6 protein-coding genes are annotated in these 24,307 nt (G+C 39.0%); 1 reads left to right on the top strand and 5 read right to left on the bottom strand.

Going from position 1 to position 24,307, the window contains the following annotated elements; genetic code table 11:
- Positions 1–172 precede the first annotated feature (172 nt).
- Positions 173–4,723 (top strand): hypothetical protein, encoded by a 4,551-nt coding sequence (locus WC222_08740; GenBank protein MFA6916469.1) that lies wholly within the window; start codon positions 173–175, stop codon positions 4,721–4,723.
- Between the two features lie 266 nt (positions 4,724–4,989).
- On the opposite strand, the gene WC222_08735 is transcribed toward WC222_08740, so the two are convergent.
- From WC222_08735 to alaS, 5 genes are all read right to left on the bottom strand, one after another.
- Positions 4,990–8,739, bottom strand: coding sequence for a hypothetical protein (locus WC222_08735; protein ID MFA6916468.1), 3,750 nt, complete (start codon positions 8,737–8,739; stop codon positions 4,990–4,992).
- Positions 8,740–8,904: 165 nt separating this feature from the next.
- Positions 8,905–13,650 carry a hypothetical protein gene (locus WC222_08730; protein MFA6916467.1) on the bottom strand — a complete coding sequence of 1,582 codons (4,746 nt, stop codon included), beginning with the start codon at positions 13,648–13,650 and terminating at the stop codon, positions 8,905–8,907.
- 88 nt (positions 13,651–13,738) lie between these two features.
- Positions 13,739–18,190: a hypothetical protein gene (locus tag WC222_08725; protein MFA6916466.1), complete on the bottom strand. Its 4,452-nt coding sequence runs from the start codon at positions 18,188–18,190 to the stop codon at positions 13,739–13,741.
- 160 nt (positions 18,191–18,350) lie between these two features.
- A complete protein-coding gene (mfd, locus tag WC222_08720; GenBank protein MFA6916465.1) occupies positions 18,351–21,629 on the bottom strand; it encodes a transcription-repair coupling factor in 3,279 nt (1,092 codons plus the stop codon).
- Between the two features lie 8 nt (positions 21,630–21,637).
- Positions 21,638–24,265, bottom strand: a complete 2,628-nt coding sequence (alaS, locus tag WC222_08715) for an alanine--tRNA ligase (GenBank protein ID MFA6916464.1) — start codon at positions 24,263–24,265, stop codon at positions 21,638–21,640.
- Positions 24,266–24,307: the final 42 nt, after the last annotated feature.

Below are 24,307 nucleotides of genomic sequence, written 5' to 3'. Positions count from 1 at the left end.
AACCGCTAAAATTAATAAAGATATAGCTGAAGAATTATCGTTAAGAGTACTGTATTTGTCAATCTTTAGAATTCTAAAAATAATTACTTTTTTGAATGATAAGTAATGACTTAAAATTGACCGTATACTGACTTCGTGATTAAATATTTTTGTTTGTAATAAGGTTTTGTTTATGAGTTCTACCTCCTTGTTTTTCTATAATACATTTTCAGACTACTACCTTAATGGACCTTGCAAAAGCAATAATTCTAAAAAATCTTTATGTCGCGATTTAATAAAAGAAATTGCCCATCAAATCAAAGAGTCCGATGCATTAGAAAATGAAATAAATGAAAGCCTATTACAAAAGCTCATACCCTACGTAGAAAACCGTGTTTTTTATTATGCGTTTTTAATAGAAGTCGTTGCTTTACAGATTAAAGCTGAGAATTACACTCGGATAGTGGATTACATTTGTAAAATTGTGGGAATTAATAAAATTAACTTCCAATCGCGTGTATTTACATATGCTTTAAACTACATTGATACACTATCCTTTGAGGCTTTACACGATATTACGGATTTGTTTTTAGGTTATGGCATACTTCCCAGTGGATTTTCAGCAAAGTGTTTCTGGCAGCACTGTGTAAAAAACCTTTCTTCAGTACGGCTTAATACCTTTTCTCGTCCATGTGAAATTTCAACCGGTTTTCAAACACTCGCAAGAAAACTTTCCGAAAGTCCGTATTATGTAATGCAAGCAGTAGGAATGATCTTCATGATCGAATGTCAGCTGCGCATGCACCAAAAGAGTATAGGAGTTTATCTATTCGAAAATCTGGATTTACTACTTCAGAATAGGTTCATTCTTACCCTGTTTGAAAGTAATCCTCATTATAAAGAACTTCTAGAGGCCGCTATTTTCGGCAATTGTCATCACAGGCTATCAAGAATAGGCTCGATCGAGTTCAAGCTGGAAACACTGAATTATTTTTTGAATGATCCTGATCCTGGGATGGAGGACTGTGCGAAAAGAATTATTTCTAAGCTTGTCGGAGAAGAAAGTCCTCTCCTGATAGAGTTAACAAGATGTTTAACCCCAAAAGCTCGTCATCTTCTTCTATCCGAATTGTTACTGCAAAAAAAGCAAATGAACAATGTATTAGAACTTCTTTGGACGCAAAGTTCTATATACGACATAAAGCAGCTATTGAAATGGACTTTGATTCACAAGATCCCTCCTAAATACCCTCTGGTAATTTTAGAACACTTTAAAAATCCATCAGACGAATACGGTCAGCTCCTGACATATTTCTGGCAAAGGCGTTTCTACCTACCTGAAGAAAGAGAATTTCTATTTAAGGAAAACTTCCAACTACAGCTTGCAAAAGGGAATGGCGAAGAGGCGGCCCTGCTGTTAATCAAAGAACAGAAAAAGCATCCAAAATATTTACAAAAAGGCTCTTTCGAAGGTATGGCCTCCATCATTACTCCTCTGCTTGCACATAAATGTGTGATAAGGACAGGTGGAAGGGAATTCTGGAAATATCTGATGAAAAACTTTTATGGCTCTTTGGAAAATGGGAAGATATTAGATGCCATAAAGAACTTATCACAGGCCTTCCGCCTTATAGATTGTGCTGACAGGAGTATGGAGCTTCCAAAATTAATTTTATGTCTTCTGCATTGTATAAAGGGGCTGGAAGATGTGAACGAACGTGCTGAGGCTATGAGTGCATTTGAAGGGTTATTAGATCTTCCATACTTTATGTCAGCTTGGAGAAGTATCCCATCCCAATTTGTTTTAGGGGCACCTATCTATATCGAAATGTCCCAGGATAAAGCTAAAGCTATTGTTTGGACATTTCTCTTTGATTGCGAACAACAAAAAGATAAAGTCAAAGAACTACTTTATGCTCAAAATAGATGGGGTGCAGAATCTGTAAGCATCATTAAACAATGGATGAATATATCCCAGCTCCTCACTTTTAATGACCTCGATCTTTTCCACCATCTGGCTAAGTTAGCATTGCCGCATGCTGAGTTAAAGTTCATTGTAATGGCGTATTTCGATGCATTTGTGAAGGCCGCCAATGCGCAAGATAAACCTACCCCAAAGCAAGTTGAAGATGCTGATACGTTCCTTAGAAACAACATGGGAGGAAATCTTGTTAGGATCGTCGAATGGTCCGCACCTTTCTTCTCAGAAGTTATTCTTATGCTATGTCAGGATGAGAAGAAACTTCCGCAAGTGGAAGCCTGGTTGAAATCTCTTTGTGGAAACGGTTCTTCACTTGTAGAAAAAAAATTCGCTTGTGAAGCTAATCCTAAGGTCCAAGCAATATTCGATGCATTTGTCACTTCAAATATTTCTTTAGTCGAGAAAATTAATAAAAAGTTTTTTACTGCTCAAAGACAGACACAAAATAGCCTGACCATATGCCGACAGTTGATCCTCATTCATCAGATTGCACAAGCATACAATAAAGCTGCTACAGAGAACCTTTTAAAAGACTTGCATGATGCTTGGATAACTTATCTCGTCATCAATTATTCCGGCAAAATTCCTGAGAAACTGGAGGGCTACATCTATAACCGGCTTACAATATTTACTAATGAGCAAGCTCTTTTTGTTCTAATAGGGATTCAAGTACGTAATAGAAATGCTATTTATCCTGATTTTGAGGAAAAGTTTCTAAGTTATATTCCCAAAAATGATGGCAAGATACGTACATTTTCACCTGTGATCTATGGACAAATTCAAAAGGCTCTTTGGTCTATTTTTGAAAATAGAAATCCTAAAACAGCATTGCAAGCTAGAGGAATGCTATTAAGCCATTTTAGATCCTATACACTGATATCCAGATTATTCTTTTATTACTTCTCCAAGCTTTCCATAAATGACCTGCGGGGACTTACGACAGAAATTATAAAATTATATCCACAAGTTGCGGCAAAACTAAGTTATCTCAGTTACCGCCGGTTCACCTTTAGTTCAGAACCCAAAAGCATAATATTTGAACTTGAATATTTGTATGACTTGTTTGCTCAGACATCTAAAGAAGATATACGTGCATCAATTGCTACCAAAATGATAGATAAGTTTAAAAATTTGAAGTCGCAAGGTTTATCGCAAATAAGTGGACAAGTATCCCACCTACTTAAACAACTAGTAGCAACAAGCAGTCCAGCGATGGCAAAGATAATTTATGATGCTTTGCCTTCATTAATTGCATTAGGTTCTCCTTCCATCCATCAGAACCTTGTCCCTCTGGTGGAATATGTACTTAAGAGTGATCTTGAAATCGATAACCAAATGTTCATTGCTTATATTGTACCCTTAATTGAAAAGGTGAAGGTCGCCAAAAGCAATGTGATATTTGATCTATATATTTCAGCCGTAGTTTCAGAACAATTGGAAAAGGATGAGAAAAGAACGATCTTTTTACAACCCCTCTTGAAGGCTTATAAGGAAGCAGGTTTAAGCGCCAGGCAAATACCGACACATCCGGAAAATTTTATGAAGGGGTTAAACCTCTCACGTGTACAAGAATATAATCGTCTTATATTCCTAAGTGATTTTATTACGGATGACTTGGCGGAAACTTTTTATTTATATCCTATTCTACGCACTTCAATTGAAGATAAAATGGTGTATGAAGGCTGCCTGACGCAAGTTCTTAACGTTCGTAATAGAGAAATGACTGCAAAAACCCGTACACTTCATAGAGAAGTATGCCTATTGAATACACTGCTGTTGGTGGCTATGCACCCTTCTAAAACACATGACACGAATTTAAGGGATATATTATTAGCGATCTATCATTTTATCAATTTTAGGATCTGTAATATTACTCCAGAAGAAGCATCCATTGTTTTTCCTTTGATCAAACGCATGGCTATCTACAACTTTACGACAGTGCAAGATGCGCAGTTTGTCAGTAGGTTCTACTATCATTTGGGAGAGATTGTTCCTCATGAACTTAAAAATGTAGATACTAATGTCATAAAAGTGCTTGAAAGCATAAAGGAAACAGCAATTGTAAATGATCAAGACGCAGCTGGCGGTCTTGGGAATGTCTCAGGGGCTATCGATACTTTCTCCGCTATGATGAGCCACTATCATCTTGCTCACAGTAACGTATTGCCGCAGTTTTATGAGGTCTTCTTACAGGTATTAAATGAAATGTCTAGGCTGAAAGAAGCTTGTATTTTCGAACCCAGCACCCTCGTACCTGTCTTTCAGAAAGCATTGAAATTTGCTTCATTTTCTTTTGATATTATCAGAGGTGATAAGCCTACAGCCTGTAACCTATCCTTGCTTACTTCAATGTACGCCTCAAGTCTTCTCATGATGGAATATGTCTTATTCCTTGCTAAAGGCAATCCCTGGATACTCATTAACCTCCTTCGGTTTTTCCACTATTCTTTCTGTTTAAAAAGGCAGATTATTGAGCTAGCCCACTTGGCAGATTTTAAAATAGATATTTCTTTGGATTTATTGAACACCTTGAAGTGTTATTTTCTCGCACTGAATAACGTACAGGGTAACCAAAAAGAATTTGATTTAGGATTATCTTTTCTAGTTACTTTGTTAGAAGATATTGAGAATTCCTATACAGACCCTGTAATGCAGAAATATATGAAACTCGACATCGAGAATTTTTTACGGTTTGCAGATATTGATATGGTATTCTTCAAACCATACAGAGCTAGGCTTGTGGAGATGCTTAAAAAATCATAAATTTTCTATAGGGTCATTTTACCTATTCTACTATTGGTGCATACGATGGCGAGGGCTATATTATTTGAGAAACAAGGCTGATAGTGCTTATGACGAAGAAGTTGGGATGTTGCAGTCCTTCGAGGCTGCATTCAAGGTGCGTGTACATACCTAGGGCATCACTCTAGGTACACATGTGGATGCGTTAGTACGTTGTCCTAATGTCGAACTTTGATGAATATTCTTCGTTATCAACCAAACCTCAATTCGCTACTTAGCATCAAATATTAGATAGGTGTTTTTATCTCATTGAGCAGTAAAATAAAACTTTTCACTCTGTTTACGATGGTGGATACGGAATTTTTTTCGACAAAGTTTTTAAAGAGATAGAGTATCCTATCAATTTCCGCACGTGTTGTAAGTTCAGAATTTTGATCGATTTTTTTTATATAGTCTTCCATCTCGCTTAAATAGATATTGACTGAAGGAGTATGCTTTACAATGCCCATTCCCAGTACTAGAAGTAAGAAAGTGACATGGCAAGAAGTGCTTTTTTGAATATTTTCTTTAAATTCGGAGTGAGCCTTTAATGCTATGAATCTCTTTAAATGAAAGGTTAAATCGAAGTGTGATTTGGTCAGCAAGAATAATGTGTCTGTGTGGTTGTCAATTTTATTGTGGATAAATCCATTTGTTGTAATTTGACCTATTTTTAATACGATCGCGGCGGATTGTTTTACAAAGGATGAATCAGCGCAAGTGGTTTCATTACAAAAAACTAGTAATTTTGAAAAGAACTTCAACACAATTTCAAAAGAGAAGTTAGTGGGAAGCCCACCGGCAGTTTCAAAAGGTTTTTGTACGCAAACCAGTAACATTTTGGCACTGTAGGCTTTTTCAAAAGGAGTTAGCGTATCTGAGTCAAGCACGTCTTTGACATAATTATCTAAAAATAAAACGAATTCGTCCGAATTGTAGTTAATGAGATTAAATGTCATCTCCCGAAATTTTAGAAAATATGTTCTTTGTTTTTCTACACTTGGAATAGTAGGTTGATATTTTTTCCATTCCAGATTTACCTTCTCAGCATTATCTGAATGGATTTTCTCCGAGATACTAAGATATTGTTCTGTGATCATACGGGTGCTTAGTCCGCTTAAACTAATTTTATGTAGCCTTTTTCTTTGCATTTCCGTTAAAAGGCGCAGCCTTTCCATTCCGTGTTTGCTGGGAACGGTGAGTAATATATTGCAATAGAGGCTATAGATTGCGGTGACATGGTCTACGGATTCGTCATTTAGAATTAAGTATTTATTATCCAAGCTATCTTGCAAGCCAATGAATAGGTATTCTAGAAAAGGGATGACAAAGCTGAAGTTATCACTGGTCTCACAAAATTGGATGATTTTCTTCATTTCTAGATTGAAGTATGTGCGGAAATTCAACCTTTCAAAAAATAAAATGAGAACACTAAGATTATAAACTTGCTCGGGAGTGGGGTCCCTTAAAAAAGTTATTGCTAGATTTGATGTCAGCAGTGTTTCAAGCTCACAATACCTTTCCATATCGGATGGAGTAATTTTTGTTACCAAACTATCATTCTTTAAAATCTCCACATTGATATTACTTAAAGTTCTATGAAGCACAGGATCGAAAATATTCTGTAATTCCCGAGTATTGAATTTACTTTGAATTTCAGGGCTTTTGAGTATTGCTAAAAGGATGACGTATTCAAATTCTGTATTGTAGAGGCATTTCTCAATTGTATAGCGAATTAAGGAGCGTAGTAAAAAGGAGCAAAGATCCTTATGAAATACATTCAGAAACCTAACGATGGTATTAGGCAGATCAGCTCCGAAGGTATAATCTAAAGAACACAACTGTGCATAGCATTGCATGACAGTATCAAATTGGAGCCTCCTAAAGGTATAAGAGAGCTCTAGAAGATGGAATATTTTATTAAATTGAGGCAGGTCTTTGGCGGTTATCTCAGCTGTTGACAGTAGTTTGATGGTTTCTTTAATTTGATTGTTTAACGCTTGGTCATTTGGTGTTACGTACGGAGAGAGTAAAACCTCAATTAGACATATTGTGTGCTGAAGAACGAACTTCAGATCTTTTTTCAAGGGGACTCGAATCAATCCACTTGTCTGAACAAAAGGATATAAAGCCCCCACTAATAAACTTTGATTGGTGAACGCAATGATTTCTTTAAGGGAGAAATCGGTATATAAATTTTTCCAGATTTCTACTAACAGCTCTTCATTATTCTTTTTATTATTTTTTGTTGTGTGGACTAAATGAGGGACAAGAAACTTATACTGCATGAGAATTTTTTTGAATTTTCCCTTAAGTGCAGCTACGAAGAATTCTATTATCGCTGCTGTCGTAGTGCTTGAAAGAACGTATCCCTCTTTTTTTAACTTTTCTAATGCCTGTAGGAAGCCTGATAAGTTATCTGAAACGGCAGGGCTATCGGTTTTTTCTGATATACTCAAAAAGAAATGGACTTTTTGAATTGGACTTAAAGTGGCAAATTTGGAAAGGAGGAGGTCTTTAAAATCGGGCGTTAATTGCGCATAATCTTCGATTTTCACTTTTTCAATAATGACATCGGCCACTTTCCAAAGGATACCCGCTTTTTTTGCTGTGACCAGCGCCTGAGTATTATTCCCTTTATTAAACCAATATTGGATTTGTGCTAGTTGGAGTTTGAAAAAGACCTCTTCATTTTGAAAATTGTTTTTCAACTTATCTAGAAAAAGTTCAGCTTGTTCATAAGATTTTTCTATAAGTATTCCAAATAATGACATCCATTGTGCAAGAAACGGCTTTCCTAATTTCAATAAATCAAAGGTATCTAAAGCAAATAAAGCCTCTGTCCAGTACGTGAAGATATGATTCGGATCGTCAGGCTCAAAAAGCTTCGAGTGAGTTACAAGGATTGGCAAATACGTAACATAGAAATGAGATTTATCCTTTGTAAAACGGTGGAGAGCTTGCAGATATTTATGGAATGCGCATAGGGTTGCACGACCGCAAACGAAATTATTAAATTGGCCGATAGCAATTGCATGCGTACTTTCAGCATGACTATTACCGATATTAAACTCTGCCCACGCAATAGCTAGACTCACATCATGAGAAGTTTTTAGGTACTCATTGATTCTACTGTGGTATTCCAAGAGCCATGTAAGGACGCATGGATAACTGCATGAAGTGTCCAATTCTATGATCATTCTCAGATAGGCCGGAAGAAGCAGGTTTTTTGCTAGGACTGGTTTGCCTTCGAAAATATAAAAAGCGTTTTCCAATATTGTGGATTGCTGCTTGTCAGAAAGGGTGTATGGGGGTTTGAGGATATGGTGCAATATCTGTAAATATATGTGCGTTGAAGCTGACCAGGAACCATAAAGGGGAGGTAACTTTTCGGAAAATGTATCAGCGGCCGCCTTCTTTACTTTTTCATCTTCCAAAAGGCCGATATGGGCAATAACATCTAATACAATTTTAGGGATGTGCAGATATAAATCCGCTGTTTGGGGAAGGGTATGCAGGCATTCTAAGCATAGGATCGCTTTTTTGATGTTCTGCTTTTCAAGTAGTTGATATATCAAACCAATCATAGGCGTATGGAGTGTGATCTTACTTTTATGATCGTTGACGATGCAAGGGAGACGGGACAACAGGTATTCTATCAGCTTAGGGTCATGTGAGAGCACAGGCATCTTTAGAATAATCCAAAAGCCAATGCTAGAAAGTCGATAGTTTTTTGACTCACATAAGCTGATGACATTCTGTTGAAAGGAGGAATCGAATACTTCTTGGGCATTTAAATGGAGTTTATGGCCTAAGATCTGATCTTCTAATGCATCTAGACAAGGTACTAATGAGGCAGCGTCAAAATAAAGCAATTGCTCCAATAACTCGCTTAGAGAGATATCTTCATTTTTTAGATGTTGTATCCAGGAATTAAAATCGGTATTGGTAAATGGTTCAGAAATAACTAGGGATGAGAAATCGAGGGGGTCCAGCATAATTTCATCTAATACTATGATTTATTAATGTACTAACTGAATTCTCCATAAAGAAGCAAAACATTTCACTTTGTGTATAGCTCTTTCTTCCTAGAGGAGGGGTTTTATTCATCAAACGTTTATGAATATAGGAATGCGGTGACTTGTCCTTGCAGTTGGACACACCTACTTCTTTATTAAATCAACTGCGTTGGAAAATAAGCTTTCGAATTTAATCCTAAGGGGGTCTTTTGATGGTAATTTTGCTAACATATCCAACCAATGAATAAGTATGTTTTTAAAATGTACCCTTTCATTAATGTATGAATATGTTTCTGGTCCTCTCAGGACTGAGATCCTAGAAAGTAAAGTACACAGAGGATCAAATAAGATTTCTTTTTTCTCTAAAGGCAGGTTTTCAAACGCCACTCGATATAACATAAGATGATTAGAAATAGGTTTAAGAGAGGAAATCAGCGGTTGTACTTCTTTAGGTATCTTATCTATAATACATTTATAATAGGTTAGCATCAGGATTTCACAACGGAATAAAGACTGTAATAATTCGAACCAAAAAGTTTCTCTTCCGGCATTAAACCAATCTTGGGCAGGAGGCTCCGTTATATACATCATCATATCTAAAGCAAAATAGATATATAGAAAGCAATTGCTATCAAACGGCTTTGAGATTTCATTTTTGATGGTGGCTGTCATGCAATTATAAACCATTTCCATAATAAACAAACTCAGACTCATAAATGCATTACTGAAATATAAATCTTTATGTTTTTGATAGAAAAACATTTTCAGCAGTTCCATAATAAGTGGTCTTAATCTCCCCATCCGATAGTTCATCTCAACCATACTATTAAGATTGATGTTATAAAGGACCTGAAGAAGAAGATTCAGCTCGGATTCAATATTATCAAAAGTATTGTTTTTAACTTTTGCTAGAATACTTTTGATAAGATGATCAAAGCCCTTTTCAACTTTCTCAATACTCTCTTTAGATATATTAAGAAGAAGGTTAGATTCTGCATGATTGATGTGTGCAGTAGCTTCTTCTGAGGTAGCTAAAGACTTTTTAATATGTTCGTGAGCAAGATCACGTAATTTCATTACATTTGAATCGGGATTAAAGGTGTCCTTGAGCGTTGCATAAACAGAAATAATAAGATCTAAATCTTTGAGATCCTGAGAATGCTGGTAATATTGAACTATCAAATCGTTAAGTTGAAAGATTTTATCTTTAAATTCTTCAAGGTGACTTTCATTATTTAGGAAATTATAAGCATTAAGAGCGGATTCAATAGATCTGCAGCAAAATGTTACTTTACAATTCCAGTGTTCAATAATAACATTCTTATCTTTGAAGAGGCTGTTGATTTCATCAATTATCTCGAATCGATTTTCATTAGTAGTTGTTTGTAATATTCCGCAATGCGTCAGGATGGCCCCTGAAAACATTTCATCGGTATGAGGAGAACACATTAGAAGTTCGATAAACTCTGCGAGGACCACTGATAATTTCTTGTGGTAGGGAGCTTTTGAAGCATCAATATATCTTCTATTGAATGAAAATTTATCATCTTTCATCTCCTCTGGAGTTATTAAACCACCTTTTTTTATTGCGGCATTGAAACAAGATAGAAAAATGGCATTTAGATGCTTGAGGGGTAGTAAATTACTACTAACGAAAATTCTTAGGATACTTAGGATACCTGGATGCAGGGGATCTTGAGGATCAGTTGCTAATTGAATTTTGTTTCTACATTCAAGAAGCATTTTGATGCACACTTTCTTATTGAAGTGGGAAAAGGACGAAAGAATGGCAATACCCAATGCTCTAATAGATGGGTTGGAAGACAATAATAGTTTTGGAAGTAGGAAGCTCCAATCTACATCATTCTGCAGGGATTTGTGTTGTGTTGCTAAGAAGCACAAATCTGTCATGATCGATAAGAGCTGATTTTCTATGCTATCCACGTCATATGTGAATAGCTGATTTAAGGTCTTAACTAAGCGTGCTAACAGTCCGTTCAGAAAGTCAGAAGGCTTTTTTTCCAATTCCTTTAATTGGGCTATTAACCACCTGATTTGAAGCATTAGGTTAGGAATAGAAGGAAAGGTTGTTTGTGAAATCAGCGCTTTTATATGGGAATTAGGATAGTGATTTGAAATATTAACGTAAGTTTTGAAAAAAACACTAAATTCCAGAGCAGTTAATAATCTAAAAGCAATACCCCAAGCCGTGATGACAAGCTCTGACATCTTCGGATGCAATCGTGTAAGAGGGTTTTGTCCGGCTTCGATGATTTTGAAGCTTAATTTCGTTATGAAGGCGTTATCTTTAGAATGTTTAATAAATTGCTGCAAAACGGTAAGGTCGTCGTTTGTGAGGGTATGAGAGGCTAAATTTAATGAACTGAGAGCGTTTAAATACAGTGTTTCAAACTCTAATAACTCCTCACCTTTTTTCGATACTAGTATATAGAAGGCCATTTGGAACGGGAATTGAAAGTGGCTGAGGTTTTTCTTAATAAAACCGATCAATTCAGGTGAGGCGGTGTTAAGGGTCTCAAGTGTTATTCTAGCTAGAAGCGCTTCTGATATTTTCCGCGTTACAAGATGCTTTTCAGCATAAGATATTGCGTAGTTGAGTTCATTATTTCGAAGCCGGAGATCCAATAAGAGCAATTGCCGTTTTTCAGTGGTGGCGCAATGGGGGCCTGACAATTTTTTAGAAACGATTTTCTCAGCTAAGGAGACATCCAAAGAGTAAACAAGATCAAAAAATGCATCTAATTCTATACCAAAAGTGGGGGAAATCTTTTGCAGATCGGATGAATGCATGTCCAAACAAGCATCCATTAAACTTAATGCCAAAGATTGTGTTTTTTTATTCGTTAATAGAATCCGGAGGGTGTGAAGGAAAAAGGTCCGTTCTTTTTTGATGAACTCATATAAATTTCCCTTTGTAATAATGGAATGGGCATATTTTATAAGAGGGACATAGGTACCTTTCACATCAATGGAAATTAGATTTTCCAATAGATCAACGCTTTCATTAAACCAAGAGATAAAATCCGCAGGTTCTATTGCAATATCTTTATAGGGGATCTCAGGAAATAGCCGAAAAATAGCCTCAATACATCTATATTGGAAATCAAGGGGTTTCGAGCGAGCCAACTGAAGCAAGCTGCGCATGACGAGAGTGTTTTTTTCAAAACGGGCAAGTTTAAAATAATGGGGAAGGCATTGGATATATGTATCTGAATCAGCAGTCCAATTTTGAGTAACCCCTTGAGTGGATACAAGAGAATGGAATTCAGCCATAATTGTTACACAATCCACAGAGAGCCTGTTTATTTCGATAGCTTTTAATAGTCTTAAGACAAGATTTGAATAGGTTTTTTTAGAGGGAAAGCTTTCGCAAAGCCTATGGATGATTTTAAGTTTATCGATAGCTTGAACGAAACGCAGCTCTTTTAAATCTTTATTAAAGGTTTTACCCAACTGACGTAGCCAGGAGGCAATGCCGGATTTTATATGGAAATATTTCTTATTAAAGAGATTTACCACATCTAATAAGTATTTTTGATCCGTGTTTTCCAAGGCTAGGATTAGCTTTGGTAAATGTTGTGCATGTACGTCTTCGGAGAGTTTATCTAAAGCATCAAGAACAGTTAAAGCAGACTTTTCAAAAGCTCCCCTATCCAGCAATCCTTGAAAAAGGATTTCGAAAATGGTTTTATAGTGAGGAGTAGGCAGGGATTGGCAATTTGGCCATATGAATTCTATGGCTTCTATGGGATGTTTAATGGTCCAACCCACTAAAAGGTCTACTGTGATTGCATCATGAGAAGCGTGTTTTCCCCAAAAAATCTTTAAAAGTGGGGGGAAATAGTATTTTTGGGTGGTACACTCTCTAATGATCACTTGTGTGCCGGTAGGGTGAGCTTTTGCAGCAATGTCTTCTAAGCTTGAAGGGGAGTTTTTTATTATTTTCCTTAACATTGCTCTAGCACACGCTTGGGCAACGGGGTGTTCAGTAGATAAAAGGGAAAGTGTCCATTCAACCTCATCATCGACAGGACAGTTTTCCATTATAGGATGCAAGAGGGTGGGAAAAGAGGTTTTAAATTTATTGATAAAATCAGGAATAACTCTTAGAAAGTCATTTTTAAGGCAGCGCGGCAAAAGGAACAATAACTTTTCGGATATCTGTGAATGGTATTTTCTTTGTAAAGTTTCAAGGAGCACCAGCACACAGACTGCTTCCAAGTGGGGGCAGCCATCGAGTCCTTGTTTTATTGTTTCTAAAAGCTGTTCTTCGCCTTTAGTGCAATCGATTGAATGATGGATCTTCTCTTTTGCAAAACGATTATAACAACCCCAAAATGCATGCCATTGCTTGGGTGTAAAATGCGTAAGTGCATCTAGCTGCCTTTTTAAGCCGATATATGAAATTGCTGAACAATGGGAAAGTTGATAAGCGCAGATTTGAATATCTAAAGGCACCCAAGGGAAATTTACATTTTTTTGAAGGTTTTCTAGCAGCTGTGTCGCTCCATGACGTTCCAAAAACAGGGCCAATTCAAAGTGGTACAAGGGGGAGTTTTCTTTTGTGATATAAGGAGCTGTTATATTCCGCAGGTAGGTTGAATTATCTTTATTCTCCCAGGTGTTTACAATAAGCTGAGCATATAGTTGATCTTCAAAATCACGGTCTAATTTACAAAATATAGACCCTTTTTGTTGAACATAATAATGGATGAGTTCCCCTATATTCTTGTGATCAAGCCCCCATTGAATGGTTATTTCCTCAGGAATAGCATCTAGTTTCTTTAAAGCGTCTTCACTGTCTTTTGGAACAGAATTACTAAATAAATTAATTACATTTGAAACTAAATGTAGATTACAAGAGGACATGGGAACTCACTTATTTTTTTTAGGGTGCTTGCCAATAATAGGAAGGGGAGGGACCCCTTCATAATCATTATTGTTGTTAACTTTTTACTCAGCCGATAAATAGTTCCGCATAGTGTGTTTGAATTTCATTCAAATATTGGGAATAACGGGAAATTTTCATTAGAGATTGACTCTTATTAAAAAAGAGGGCCATTGATTCTTTGATTATAACTATTTCCTTCTGGAAGAGGTCTTTAAGCAATGTATATTTCTTCACGAGAATGAGTAGTTTTTCTAACAAAATAATGGCACAGTGTGCATCAACCGCTGGGGTTGAATTGCAGATTTTAAGTCTTTCAAAACAGTGAGAAATGACTTTTGAATAGACGTGGGCGTCTTCGAATTTCTTTTTAAGTACTTCATTAGTTGAATGCTCTCTTTCCATTCTCATTTCAAATAGTATGACAAGGTCGTCATACAATCGGGAATAATGTACTTGTAATTCTTTCGTAGTCATAGGTCTAAGGGGCATGTAGAAGAAGCTATTGAAGGTCTCTACTTTCAATAAGGCATGATGATCAGCAACCTCTGAGTCTAATGGCCCTCTCTCAATGAGTGGGTCGTCTGTAATGGAAAATATTTTCATATGCAAAGCAAAGGTATGTTCACGGAGGTATAAAGTTGAATCTTTGACTGCTTTACACTGCAATTTTCTCAAAAGCTGTTCCATTAACAGTACAAAATCGATGAAGATTTTCTTACGGAAGTCCGTTTTTTTGTTAATGCAGCACTTACGTAGGGTTGCAATTAGGATAGTTATTTTATCAATGGAATTTGAATCAATTTTATCTTCAATTTCACTGCATAAGCAGCGAATTGAGTCCACTATCCTGACTTCTACTTCGCGGTGTGCATCACTAAGGTCCATATTTTTGCAATATTTAAGAACAAATAGCGCTAGATGTTTCTTCACGGCAGTTGTTATTTCTTTATGCGAAGAAGTCATTTCCATATAGAGGAGAAGTTTATAATGGGCCTGGACTTGTTCGGCACTAAGTTTAGGAGTGCTTAGATGGATGCTATGTAGAATTCTCTCTAGGAACTCCATATTTTTTTTCGAAGGCGACGATAATGAAGCATCCAAATTGAAAAAAAATTGATGAGCAATATGACTTCTTATTTCAAATAATAGCTCGGGAGTATGATTATAGGTATGTATTTTACTTAGAAATTTCTCTAGGTTTTCCATTAGATGCGCAGAGAAAGCAGAGTCCCCTTTAATAATGGCATAACTGACGTAGGAGAAAATACTGGGTAATAACTGACAGAGTTTCTCTGTGTGTTGTACGAGGTGGAAATATGTTGTGAATATATTGAACAAAAGTTCAATCCGTGGAAATTCATCTTGGAAGGGTAAGAGCAAAGAGATTCCATTCGTGAGTTCAAGCTGATTGGCCTTTATTTTGTTATTTTTCGAGTGCAGCAGAACTAAGAAAAAATTAGATCTTTCAGCCTCAGTAAAGCTTTCATTGCTTAAGTGTTCACGAACATGATTATCTACCCAAGTATGGTGGGGAAGAACATTATCGGTGTAATCGATAAAGTTATTCAATAATGTGAGGATAAATTGATCTCTGCCTTGAATGAAGCCTATATTAAGCCATGAAGAAAATGAACTTCGGACTACATTACATTTACTTTTGAGTACCCCGTCTAATATATCAGTTAAATTAAGGAAGGGTAGGTATTCCTTATTAATCGTAGCAATTCCTTCAATTAGCTTTTTAAATCTATCACTGTCTTTATCGATGTTTTTAGAAGTCAATTTGAGGAGAAGTTTGGAAAGAGGCAGGAAAACAAGCAATCCGAGTACGTCATGAGTACGTATTGCAAAACTTACTAAATATTCACAACGGAAAAATATCGAAAGAATATCGTCCGGGAAGGGGAGCGAGCAAACTTTACTAACCTCCTGCTCTTCATCAAAGTCGGGCAAACCGCAGATCTGTTTACGAAAAGCTTTTAGTTTTGGTTGGGAGTTGAGTAGGAATGTCACTTGCTGTACTTCAAGGACAATTTGTCTATGTTCATCATTTTTAAGATCGTAACATGCGATTACAATCTTGAAGGCTTGGCCGGAAAGTTCAGAGCGCACTTTTTTATCTTTCACTGTTCTAATACAAATGAGCGATAGTGTGATGAGGTTATCTTTGACCTTAGTGTCTTGTAAGATTGTATGGAAGTCGCTTTCAGAAGCGGTAATTTTACTGAGAGCGCTTATAAATTGGTGGATGTATTCTTGTACTATATACGTTTTATGCAAGCGAAAGAGATAAAGGCAGTATTTTACCCATAGTTTGGGATCAATAGCAGCACGGTGGCGAACTAGAAATTTTTCAACTTCTGCTGAAGGGGCCTCAATTAGCTTTTCAGTTACATGCGGAACCAATACGCTATCATTCAACACTTGGTTATAGGTAGAGCAAAATCCTAATGCTGTCTCAAACTGTCCTAATGAGAGCATTTTCTCAAGGCAGTTTTTATATTTTATTGAGATATCAGGAGAATGGGATTTGGATAACTTTTCCAAGCACTTTATTGCAAGGTCCAAGTCCCATCCGATAAGGTGATCAATAATTCCGATATATCCTCTGATCATTTCAGGTTTTTGATGCAGGGCATTATCATTCACATTAAGAATAGAAGAGATGAAATGCTTTGCGTAAGGGTATGTGGCTTGAGATGAGGAAAGAACGGTAAGGGGATCAAATAAAAGGTCTGAAGAGTCATGCAAGACATTTTCAAGTTCTTTAGTATCAATAAGAAGTGTTAATAAGAATTCAATTTTTTGGGGATTATCTTTAATGAATTCCGGTTTAAACACTTCACTTAGACAGAGATCTAAAAGGTTAACGCTGCATTTGCTAGAAAGAAGCAAAGACGCCAAACTGTAATGGAGGTATTTATCAGTGTTAGCATTAGATAAATATTCTTTAATTGTGAGTAGATTGAATTGAAGCCACTTTGTCAATAGGGGGACTACTTTTTCAGGCCATTCTTTTTGACGGCATAGATAGTGCAAAAGGGGGATAATCAATTCCCGAATATGCGGATACCTAGTTGTGAATTGTATCTTGCAAACGACATCTATAAATACATTTTGAGTAGCAACGTTTGTCAATTCCAAAAATAAGAGGGCTCTCGGAATAAACAAGTCAGGTCTGGCCATCCATATTTCCATGTCTTTTGAGGTCAATAAAAGGCCTTCAAACTGTGCAATTGCTGCTTGTTTGGTTTCTATATTGCTTTCTCTAGATATCTGTTTCAGTAAGGTGTGGAATAGGACGGGGAGGTGCAGCCGTTTGTCACCGGAATGTAAAAGCCTTTTTAGGTTTCTCAGTGCAGTGATTGCATGTTCATAATTGTTGGTATCTAATGCATCATGGAATTTTTGCTTTAGCGGGGCCAACCAATGGATGCCTTTTTCTAGTGGAGCTTTTTTATTATCTTTTAAGCTTTTCTCAATAAGGCCTAAATATTCATTCAAACTTTCAGGTCCGAGGATTTTCTTCCCTTCTAAAAATATGTATCTTGCAGATGAAAATTCCCCTTTTGAAAGCAAGTGGGAGATATATTTCTTGCAAAGCATTTCTCTTCCCTCGGGTGGATATGACCTTCTCTGTTCCCATAAGTCAGTAAACAACTTCATGATGCCATTGTGGAAAGGCAAGGTTTTAACTGTAGGTAGATTTCCTAGGATGCATTGAGGAAGGGCCGGGTGTATTAGAGTCCATTCGATGAGAGCGAGTGAAAAGGCAGAATTAGTGAGTGTGTAGCTGTTCCAATAATGGGATAGCAATGCGGAATCACATATAATCAATCTATTAAGCAACCTTAACAGATATACGGTGGCTTCTTTACCCCATTGAGGAGCCTCGAGGAATAATTCCCTTTGATATTCGGTTTTAACGAACAAGTTCAAAAGGGTTTTAAATGCTTTTTGTGCAGAAAGCTGCTTTGATTTTTGCAGTAACGTTAGCCAATGGACACAGAACGTGGGAGTGCTATGGGGAGGAGCATGTTCAGTAGTATCAAGTTCAAGTAAACTATGGACGCGTGTAAACCATGTTTTTTGTTGGGAGAAATAAACATTATAAACTAACTTGGGTACTACTGTAAACAATAGTTCACATTCTGCATCGCTCTTTTCTATACAAAGGAATTCTAGTAATAATTTACCTGCAATTGCTTGCAAAAGGGGGATATTAGAATGGATGTGCTTAGAAAGTAGTTCTAATTCCTGAGTATCTAAAGGGAATGCGAATGATGTGTAATGTATATTCGTGAAGAAATTCTGCCAAAATACTTCCATATCCATTGGTGAAGCATTTTTAAGCCATTCATCCGAAGGCAGGAACGACAGGATAGTTTCTTGGCTTGCGGGAGGAAGAGATATATCTTTGTCTTCAAATAGAGGACTGCTTTCAGTAGCTGCATAGGGGAAATAAGCTTGGTCAATTTGTCTTGGACTAGTAGCGGGGCTTGCAGGTGGGGTTGTCATAAAACTCCTCTATTAGGAATTATTTTTTATTTAGTTTAAGATAATATACATGCGTGAATGATTATTCTAAATAATTAATGAGAGAGGATTAAAAAGAGAACGGGAAATAAAATGAAACTTTTGCAGAAAGGAATGGCTATTATTTAGTTGAACATAGTTGCTACAAAAGCTTTAATACTGCTTCTTCTAAGGCTTGTGGAGTCTTGCTAGGCTTTAACAGCTGCTTCCTGATGACTGTTTCCTGTCCTACTTTACGTTCTGTTGTGAGGGCCATGTTTTCCCACTTGAGCGAAGTATATCCTTTCTGTCCGGCTTCTACGCGAATACGGGATAGGTGGTATAGCCATTCCGCTTGTATAGGCGGAGGGCCAAAGCGATCCCGTAGCTCATTCCAGATCGCATCCACTTCATGCAAACTTACCGATTCACCTAAACGTTGATAGATCTCCATACGGAGGCTAACCTCGTTCACATATCTATCAGTGATACGTGCGTCGACAGGGAAGTCGATTTTGACATCAAAGGCTGTAAGAGGGTGTTTGCCTTGCAAAGCTTCAATCGTGCGCTTTAGCAGTTTGCAGTAAAAGTGAAAACCAATGGAGGCAACGTGTCCGGACTGTTCTGTTCCTAGGATATCACCTGCGCCTCGTATTTCCAAATCACGCATAGCGACCTTGATTCCGCCGCCATGGGCTCCAGCTTCTGCTAAGGCTTGCAGTCTCTTGCGGGAGATCTCAGTTAATGTCCGACGGTTTTTCACTAACAAATAGGCATAAGCGCGCCTGTTCCAACGCCCTACACGGCCGCGCATCTGGTATAAGCTGGCAAGCCCATATTTATCTGCTTGGTCGATAAGAATAGTATTGGCATTAGGGATATCGATGCCATTTTCAATGATCGTTGTGGCAAATAGTATATCTATCTCACCATGTTTAAAGTGGTGGAAGATACTGTCCAGCTCGTCGCTTGTCATCTGGCCATGAGCGATGCCGATGCGTGCGTGGGGGAGAAGGCGCCTGACTTTATCTGCAAAGCCGTAAATGGTTTCTACACGGTTGTGTATAACAAAAGCCTGTCCATCACGTGCAAGTTCTCTTAACAGAGCATTTTTAATGACTTCGTCGCTTGGTTCCACAATGAGAGTAGAAATAGGTAAACGGTCTTCAGGCGGGGTATTGATGACGGACATATCCCGTGCGCCTACCAAGGACATATACAGCGTGCGTGGGATAGGTGTGGCAGAGAGCGTCAGGCAGTCGACATTTGTTTTAAGTTTCTTTAAGTGTTCTTTGGCCCTAACACCAAAACGTTGTTCCTCGTCGATGATGACTAGACCGAGGTTTTTGAATTCCACATCGGCACTGACGATGCGGTGCGTGCCGATAACGATATCGACAGTTCCTTGTTTGACGCCTTGGATAGTGTCTTTTTGCTGCTTAGGGGTTCTAAAACGAGATAGGACACCGATGTTGATAGGGAAGTTGCCCATTCTTTCAACGAAATTTTCATAGTGTTGCATCGCTAATACCGTTGTAGGAACAAGGACGGCAACTTGTTTTCCGCCATCGACGACAGCTTTGAATGCTGCACGCATAGCTACTTCAGTTTTACCGTAGCCTACATCGCCGCAGATCAGCCTGTCCATGGGTTTAGTGGAACACATATCAGTTTTGACATTGTCGATGGCGATAAGTTGGTCGGTCGTTTCCTCAAAAGGGAAATCATGTTCGAAAGAGCGGGTATCTTCACTATCGGGTCCGCAAGCATATCCTTGCCGTATCTGCCTTTGTGCATAGAGATCGAGCAGATCTTTAGCGTAGCCTACAATAGCTTTCTGAGTATGTTCTTTAATTTTTTTCCACTTGGGACTTCCCAACTGATGCAGCTGGGGGATATCATCCGTCGCGCCAATATATTTAGTCACCAGGTGGGCTTGTTGGATGGGAACAAACAGTTTTGCTCCTTCGCCATATTCCAGCAGGAGGAATTCATTTTCGTGCCCTTGATGGTTGGGCCTTCTCTCGATCCCGAGGAATTTACCGATGCCGTTGTTTAAATGGACGACAAGTTCTCCGGGGACAAGATCAAAGAGTTGGGACGCTGCGGTATTGTAGGCAGTGCGTAATTTTTGGCGACGGATCTTATAACGGTGGGTAAGCTCTGTAAGTGGAAAAAGCAGTAGGGGAACGTCTTCAATACACAGGCCGTCAGAGAGGTAGCCGGTTAGATAATGTGTGTTGGGAGGCAATGATGCGCCCTGCATTTTTTCTAAGAAATGCAGCTTGTCTCTTTCAGTTTCGCCTACGATAGCCAAAGAGATCGCTGGAGGAAGCTTGGTCAATCCTTCCATCAATTCATGCGAAGTGATGGTATGCCCTTCTGCGGCATTTAGAGAAAGAAATTCCCCGCAGGTAGCAAATGGATGGCGCCATCTTAAAGCTTGAAAGGGTTTGTCAAACACCTCGAAACCTATGGGAGTTAGGTGTGTACTGCCCGAGTAATAACCCTTCTCGGGTCTCGATTTTACCTCAGATAACTCTTCAATAGGCAGATGGCTAAACAGAACTTTCTGTAGAGGCTCGATCTGCTGCAGTAATTCATCGAAGGAAGTAAAATATTTGGTTCCCATGGAACCTAATGAGACTAGACTGGCAGCTCTGTCCTCTACGCTTAAGAGATCATCTAAAATAACGACAGTATGGGGGCCAAGATATTCTAATATAGTCCCAAAAGTGTTCTGTCCTTGCAACAATTCAAGTTCTTGAGCTGGGGGAATGAGCACCTTGTCTGCTTTTCCTACAGAGGTCTGACTGATCGGGTCGTAGAGGCGTATGGATTCGATATCATCGCCAAAAAACTCTAATCGGTAGGGAGTAGGGGAGGAAACGGGGAAAATGTCAACTATCCCCCCACGGATGGCAAACTCGCCCTTATCTGCAGCTACAGGATGGCGCTTGTAACCCATTGTTTGGAATTTATCTATCAACACTTCAAAGGAAATGGTGGTATTGACCTTAAGTTCTAAATAGAGGTCGTCAAAGAGGGGAGGAATGATCAGTTTTTGCAAGCAGGCTTGCAAAACCCCTAAAATGATATGCGGTTGGGGATTGGTTCTGATATCGCGTAACACTTGGTAACGCTCGCCCACAATGTCCGGGCTGGGAGGAATATATTCATTGGGTAAGGTTTCCCATGCCGGAAAATGCACTACAGGGGCTTGGGTAAAGAAGGGGATGTCCAAAAGCTGTTTATTTTCTTCTGCTGCAGCGCCCGTGATAATCAGCACATGCTTTCCTGTCGCCTGCTGAAATAGTGCTGCAATTAATGCTTTAGAGGAATTCCACAGTTCTTCGACTAAAATAGACTGCCCGTTACGGGCAGCCTCGACTAATGCTTGAAGTGCAGGACTTTGCTGCCATAGTTCATCAAAGCCGGACACTTCCATCTTTAATGACGCGCTAAAAATTGTTTTGCCGCAGCAAAGGCTTCTCCAAGTTTGCTTGGATCTTTACCACCTGCTTGGGCATTATTAGGCTTGCCGCCGCCGCTTCCGCCAACGATAGGTGCAATCTCTTTAATGATGGCTTGGGCATTCACCCCTTTGCCAACTAGGTCGTCGCTGACACGTATTAGAAGCTGGCAACGTTCATTTTCCTTGTTTCCTAAAACCAGCACTCCACTGCCTAGACGTGCCATCGTCTCGTCAGCACATTGTCTCAGTTCGTCAGCAGAAATGGCAAGCTCTGCAGCAATTAAAGGGATATTATTGACATTCGAGACTTCGCTTAGCATCTCATTGATTTTTTGGGACAAGCTTCCTTGGCGGAGTTTTTTCAACTCCTGGGATAAGGCTTTGTTTTCATCCAACAATTTATTTAAACGGTCCTGGAGCTGTAGCGGTTTCACTTTTGCTAGGGCTGCAAGCTGTTCGATCTGCTGGCCGTGGCTGCGCAGGTATTCCATTGCAGCAGCGCCTGTAATGGCTTCGATACGTCTTACACCTGCAGCGATGCTGCTTTCTTTAGGGATGATAAAAAGGCCGATATTTCCGGTAAAACTCGTGTGTGTGCCACCGCACAGTTCTTTGGAATAGTCGATGTCGACGACACGTACTGTTGTGCCGTATTTATCCCCGAAAAATTGTTTGATGTCCTGTCTGTGCTGTGCTTGATCATAGGGAATTTCGTACCATTTGACAGGATTATTTTGACGGATTTTGTCATTGACTAGATTTTCAATAGCCTCTATTTCGTCCGCTGTCAAAGCTTTATGGTGGTTAAAGTCAAAGCGAAGATGTCCTTCATCCACGACAGAGCCGGCCTGCTTAACATGTTCTCCTAGAACTTTATGCAGCGCCCAATGGAGCAGGTGTGTTGCAGTATGGTTGTTGGCAATCTGCTGACGTCTTGATGTATCCAGGCTAACTTCCACAGTATCACCTAGCTGCAGTAGTCCATCTTGTACAATACCGATATGTCCTGTAATTCCTTTGGAAGGAGCTTGTGCATCTTTAACTTCAAATCTGCCTGAAGACGTAGTAATCATCCCGCTATCGCCCACTTGGCCGCCCATCTCTGCATAGAAAGGTGTTTTATCGAGGATGACCATCCCTTCTTCACCCTTTTCCAAACGCTTCACAAAGGCGCCTTCTTTGATTAGAGCCTTGACTACAGCAGTCGCCGTGCTGTTCTCATATCCTAGGAATTCGGTCTCTTTCTCTTTAGCAGCAAACTCTGCAAATACGCTTTGTTCCACACTTTGCTTAGCTGTCTTATGTTGGCTGCGTGAACGCTCACGCGCTTCGTTTTCCAACTCTTCATAGCGGCGTAATTCGACAGTAAAATTGTTGTCTTTAGCGAATAGCAAGATTTCTTCTATAGGTAATCCATAAGTGTCTTTTAGTTTGAAAGCATCTTCGCCGTTGATGAGACGGTTGTGTTCCTGTGCTCTTTGGATAACTTGGTTGAGCATGTTTCCCCCGCGCTGCAATGTGCGCAAGAATGCTTCTTCCTCACCCGTTAAAATGTCGGAAATGCGTTTTTCCGCTTTGCGTAACTCGGGATAGTCTTCTCCCATGAGTTCGATAAGGCGGGGTAGGACACGCCCTAGGAAAGGCTCATCGATACCCAATTGTCTTCCATAACGTACGGCGCGGCGTAAAATTTTGCGCAGAACGTACCCTCTCTCCACATTGCTAGGCTGCGCACCATCCGCGATAGCAAAAGATAAGCTGCGCAAATGATCTGCAATCACCCTAAATGCGGGCGCTGTCTTCTCATCTTCATGAACGTATTTCTTGCCGCTGATCTCTTCGATCTTTTGAATGATGCCTTGGAAAATATCTGTCAAAAAGATGCTGTTGACATTCATTTTCAATGAAACAACACGCTCTAAGCCTGCCCCTGTATCGATGGAAGGATTGGGTAAGGGGACAAGTTTTCCGTCAGGCTGACGGTTGTACTGCATGAATACTAGGTTCCAAAACTCGATATATCGCTCCCCATCCGGGTCATCCGCCGGGCTGGTTCCCTTGCCGAACGCAGGCCCTCTGTCATAGTATAGTTCAGAGCAGGGTCCGCACGGGCCGGTATCTCCCATTGCCCAGAAATTGTCTTTTTCATCCATACGTGTGATGCGCTCCACCGGAACGTACTGTTTCCAAAGCTCGAACGCTTCATCATCTTCCCTGAATACAGTAGGCCAGATCTTATCTTCGTCAAAACCAAAAACTTTTGTAGCGACTTCCCAGGCGAAGGCCATGGCTTCTTTTTTGAAATAATCCCCAAAGGAGAAGTTTCCCAACATCTCGAAAAAGGTCAAATGCCTGGAAGTATGTCCCACATTATCTAGGTCATTATGCTTGCCGCCTGCGCGGATACACTTTTGACACGTCGTTGCCCGCTTGTAATCTCTCACCGACATCCCTAAAAAAACTTCTTTAAATTGGTTCATCCCTGCATTGGAAAACAGCAAGGTCGGGTCCTCATGTGGAACAACAGAGGAGGAAATGACGTGGGCATGCCCCTTCGATTTAAAATATTCGATGAACTGGCGGCGTATACTTTGTGTTAACATTTTTTATTCCATAATAAGTAAGAATCTACCAAACACTATAAT

The sequence above is a fragment of the Parachlamydiales bacterium genome, from assembly GCA_041671045.1.
In the GTDB taxonomy this organism is placed as follows: domain Bacteria; phylum Chlamydiota; class Chlamydiia; order Chlamydiales; family JABDDJ01; genus JABDDJ01.
The sequence above is the reverse complement of the archived record's forward strand: the minus strand, read 5'-3'. Positions and strand labels throughout refer to the sequence as shown.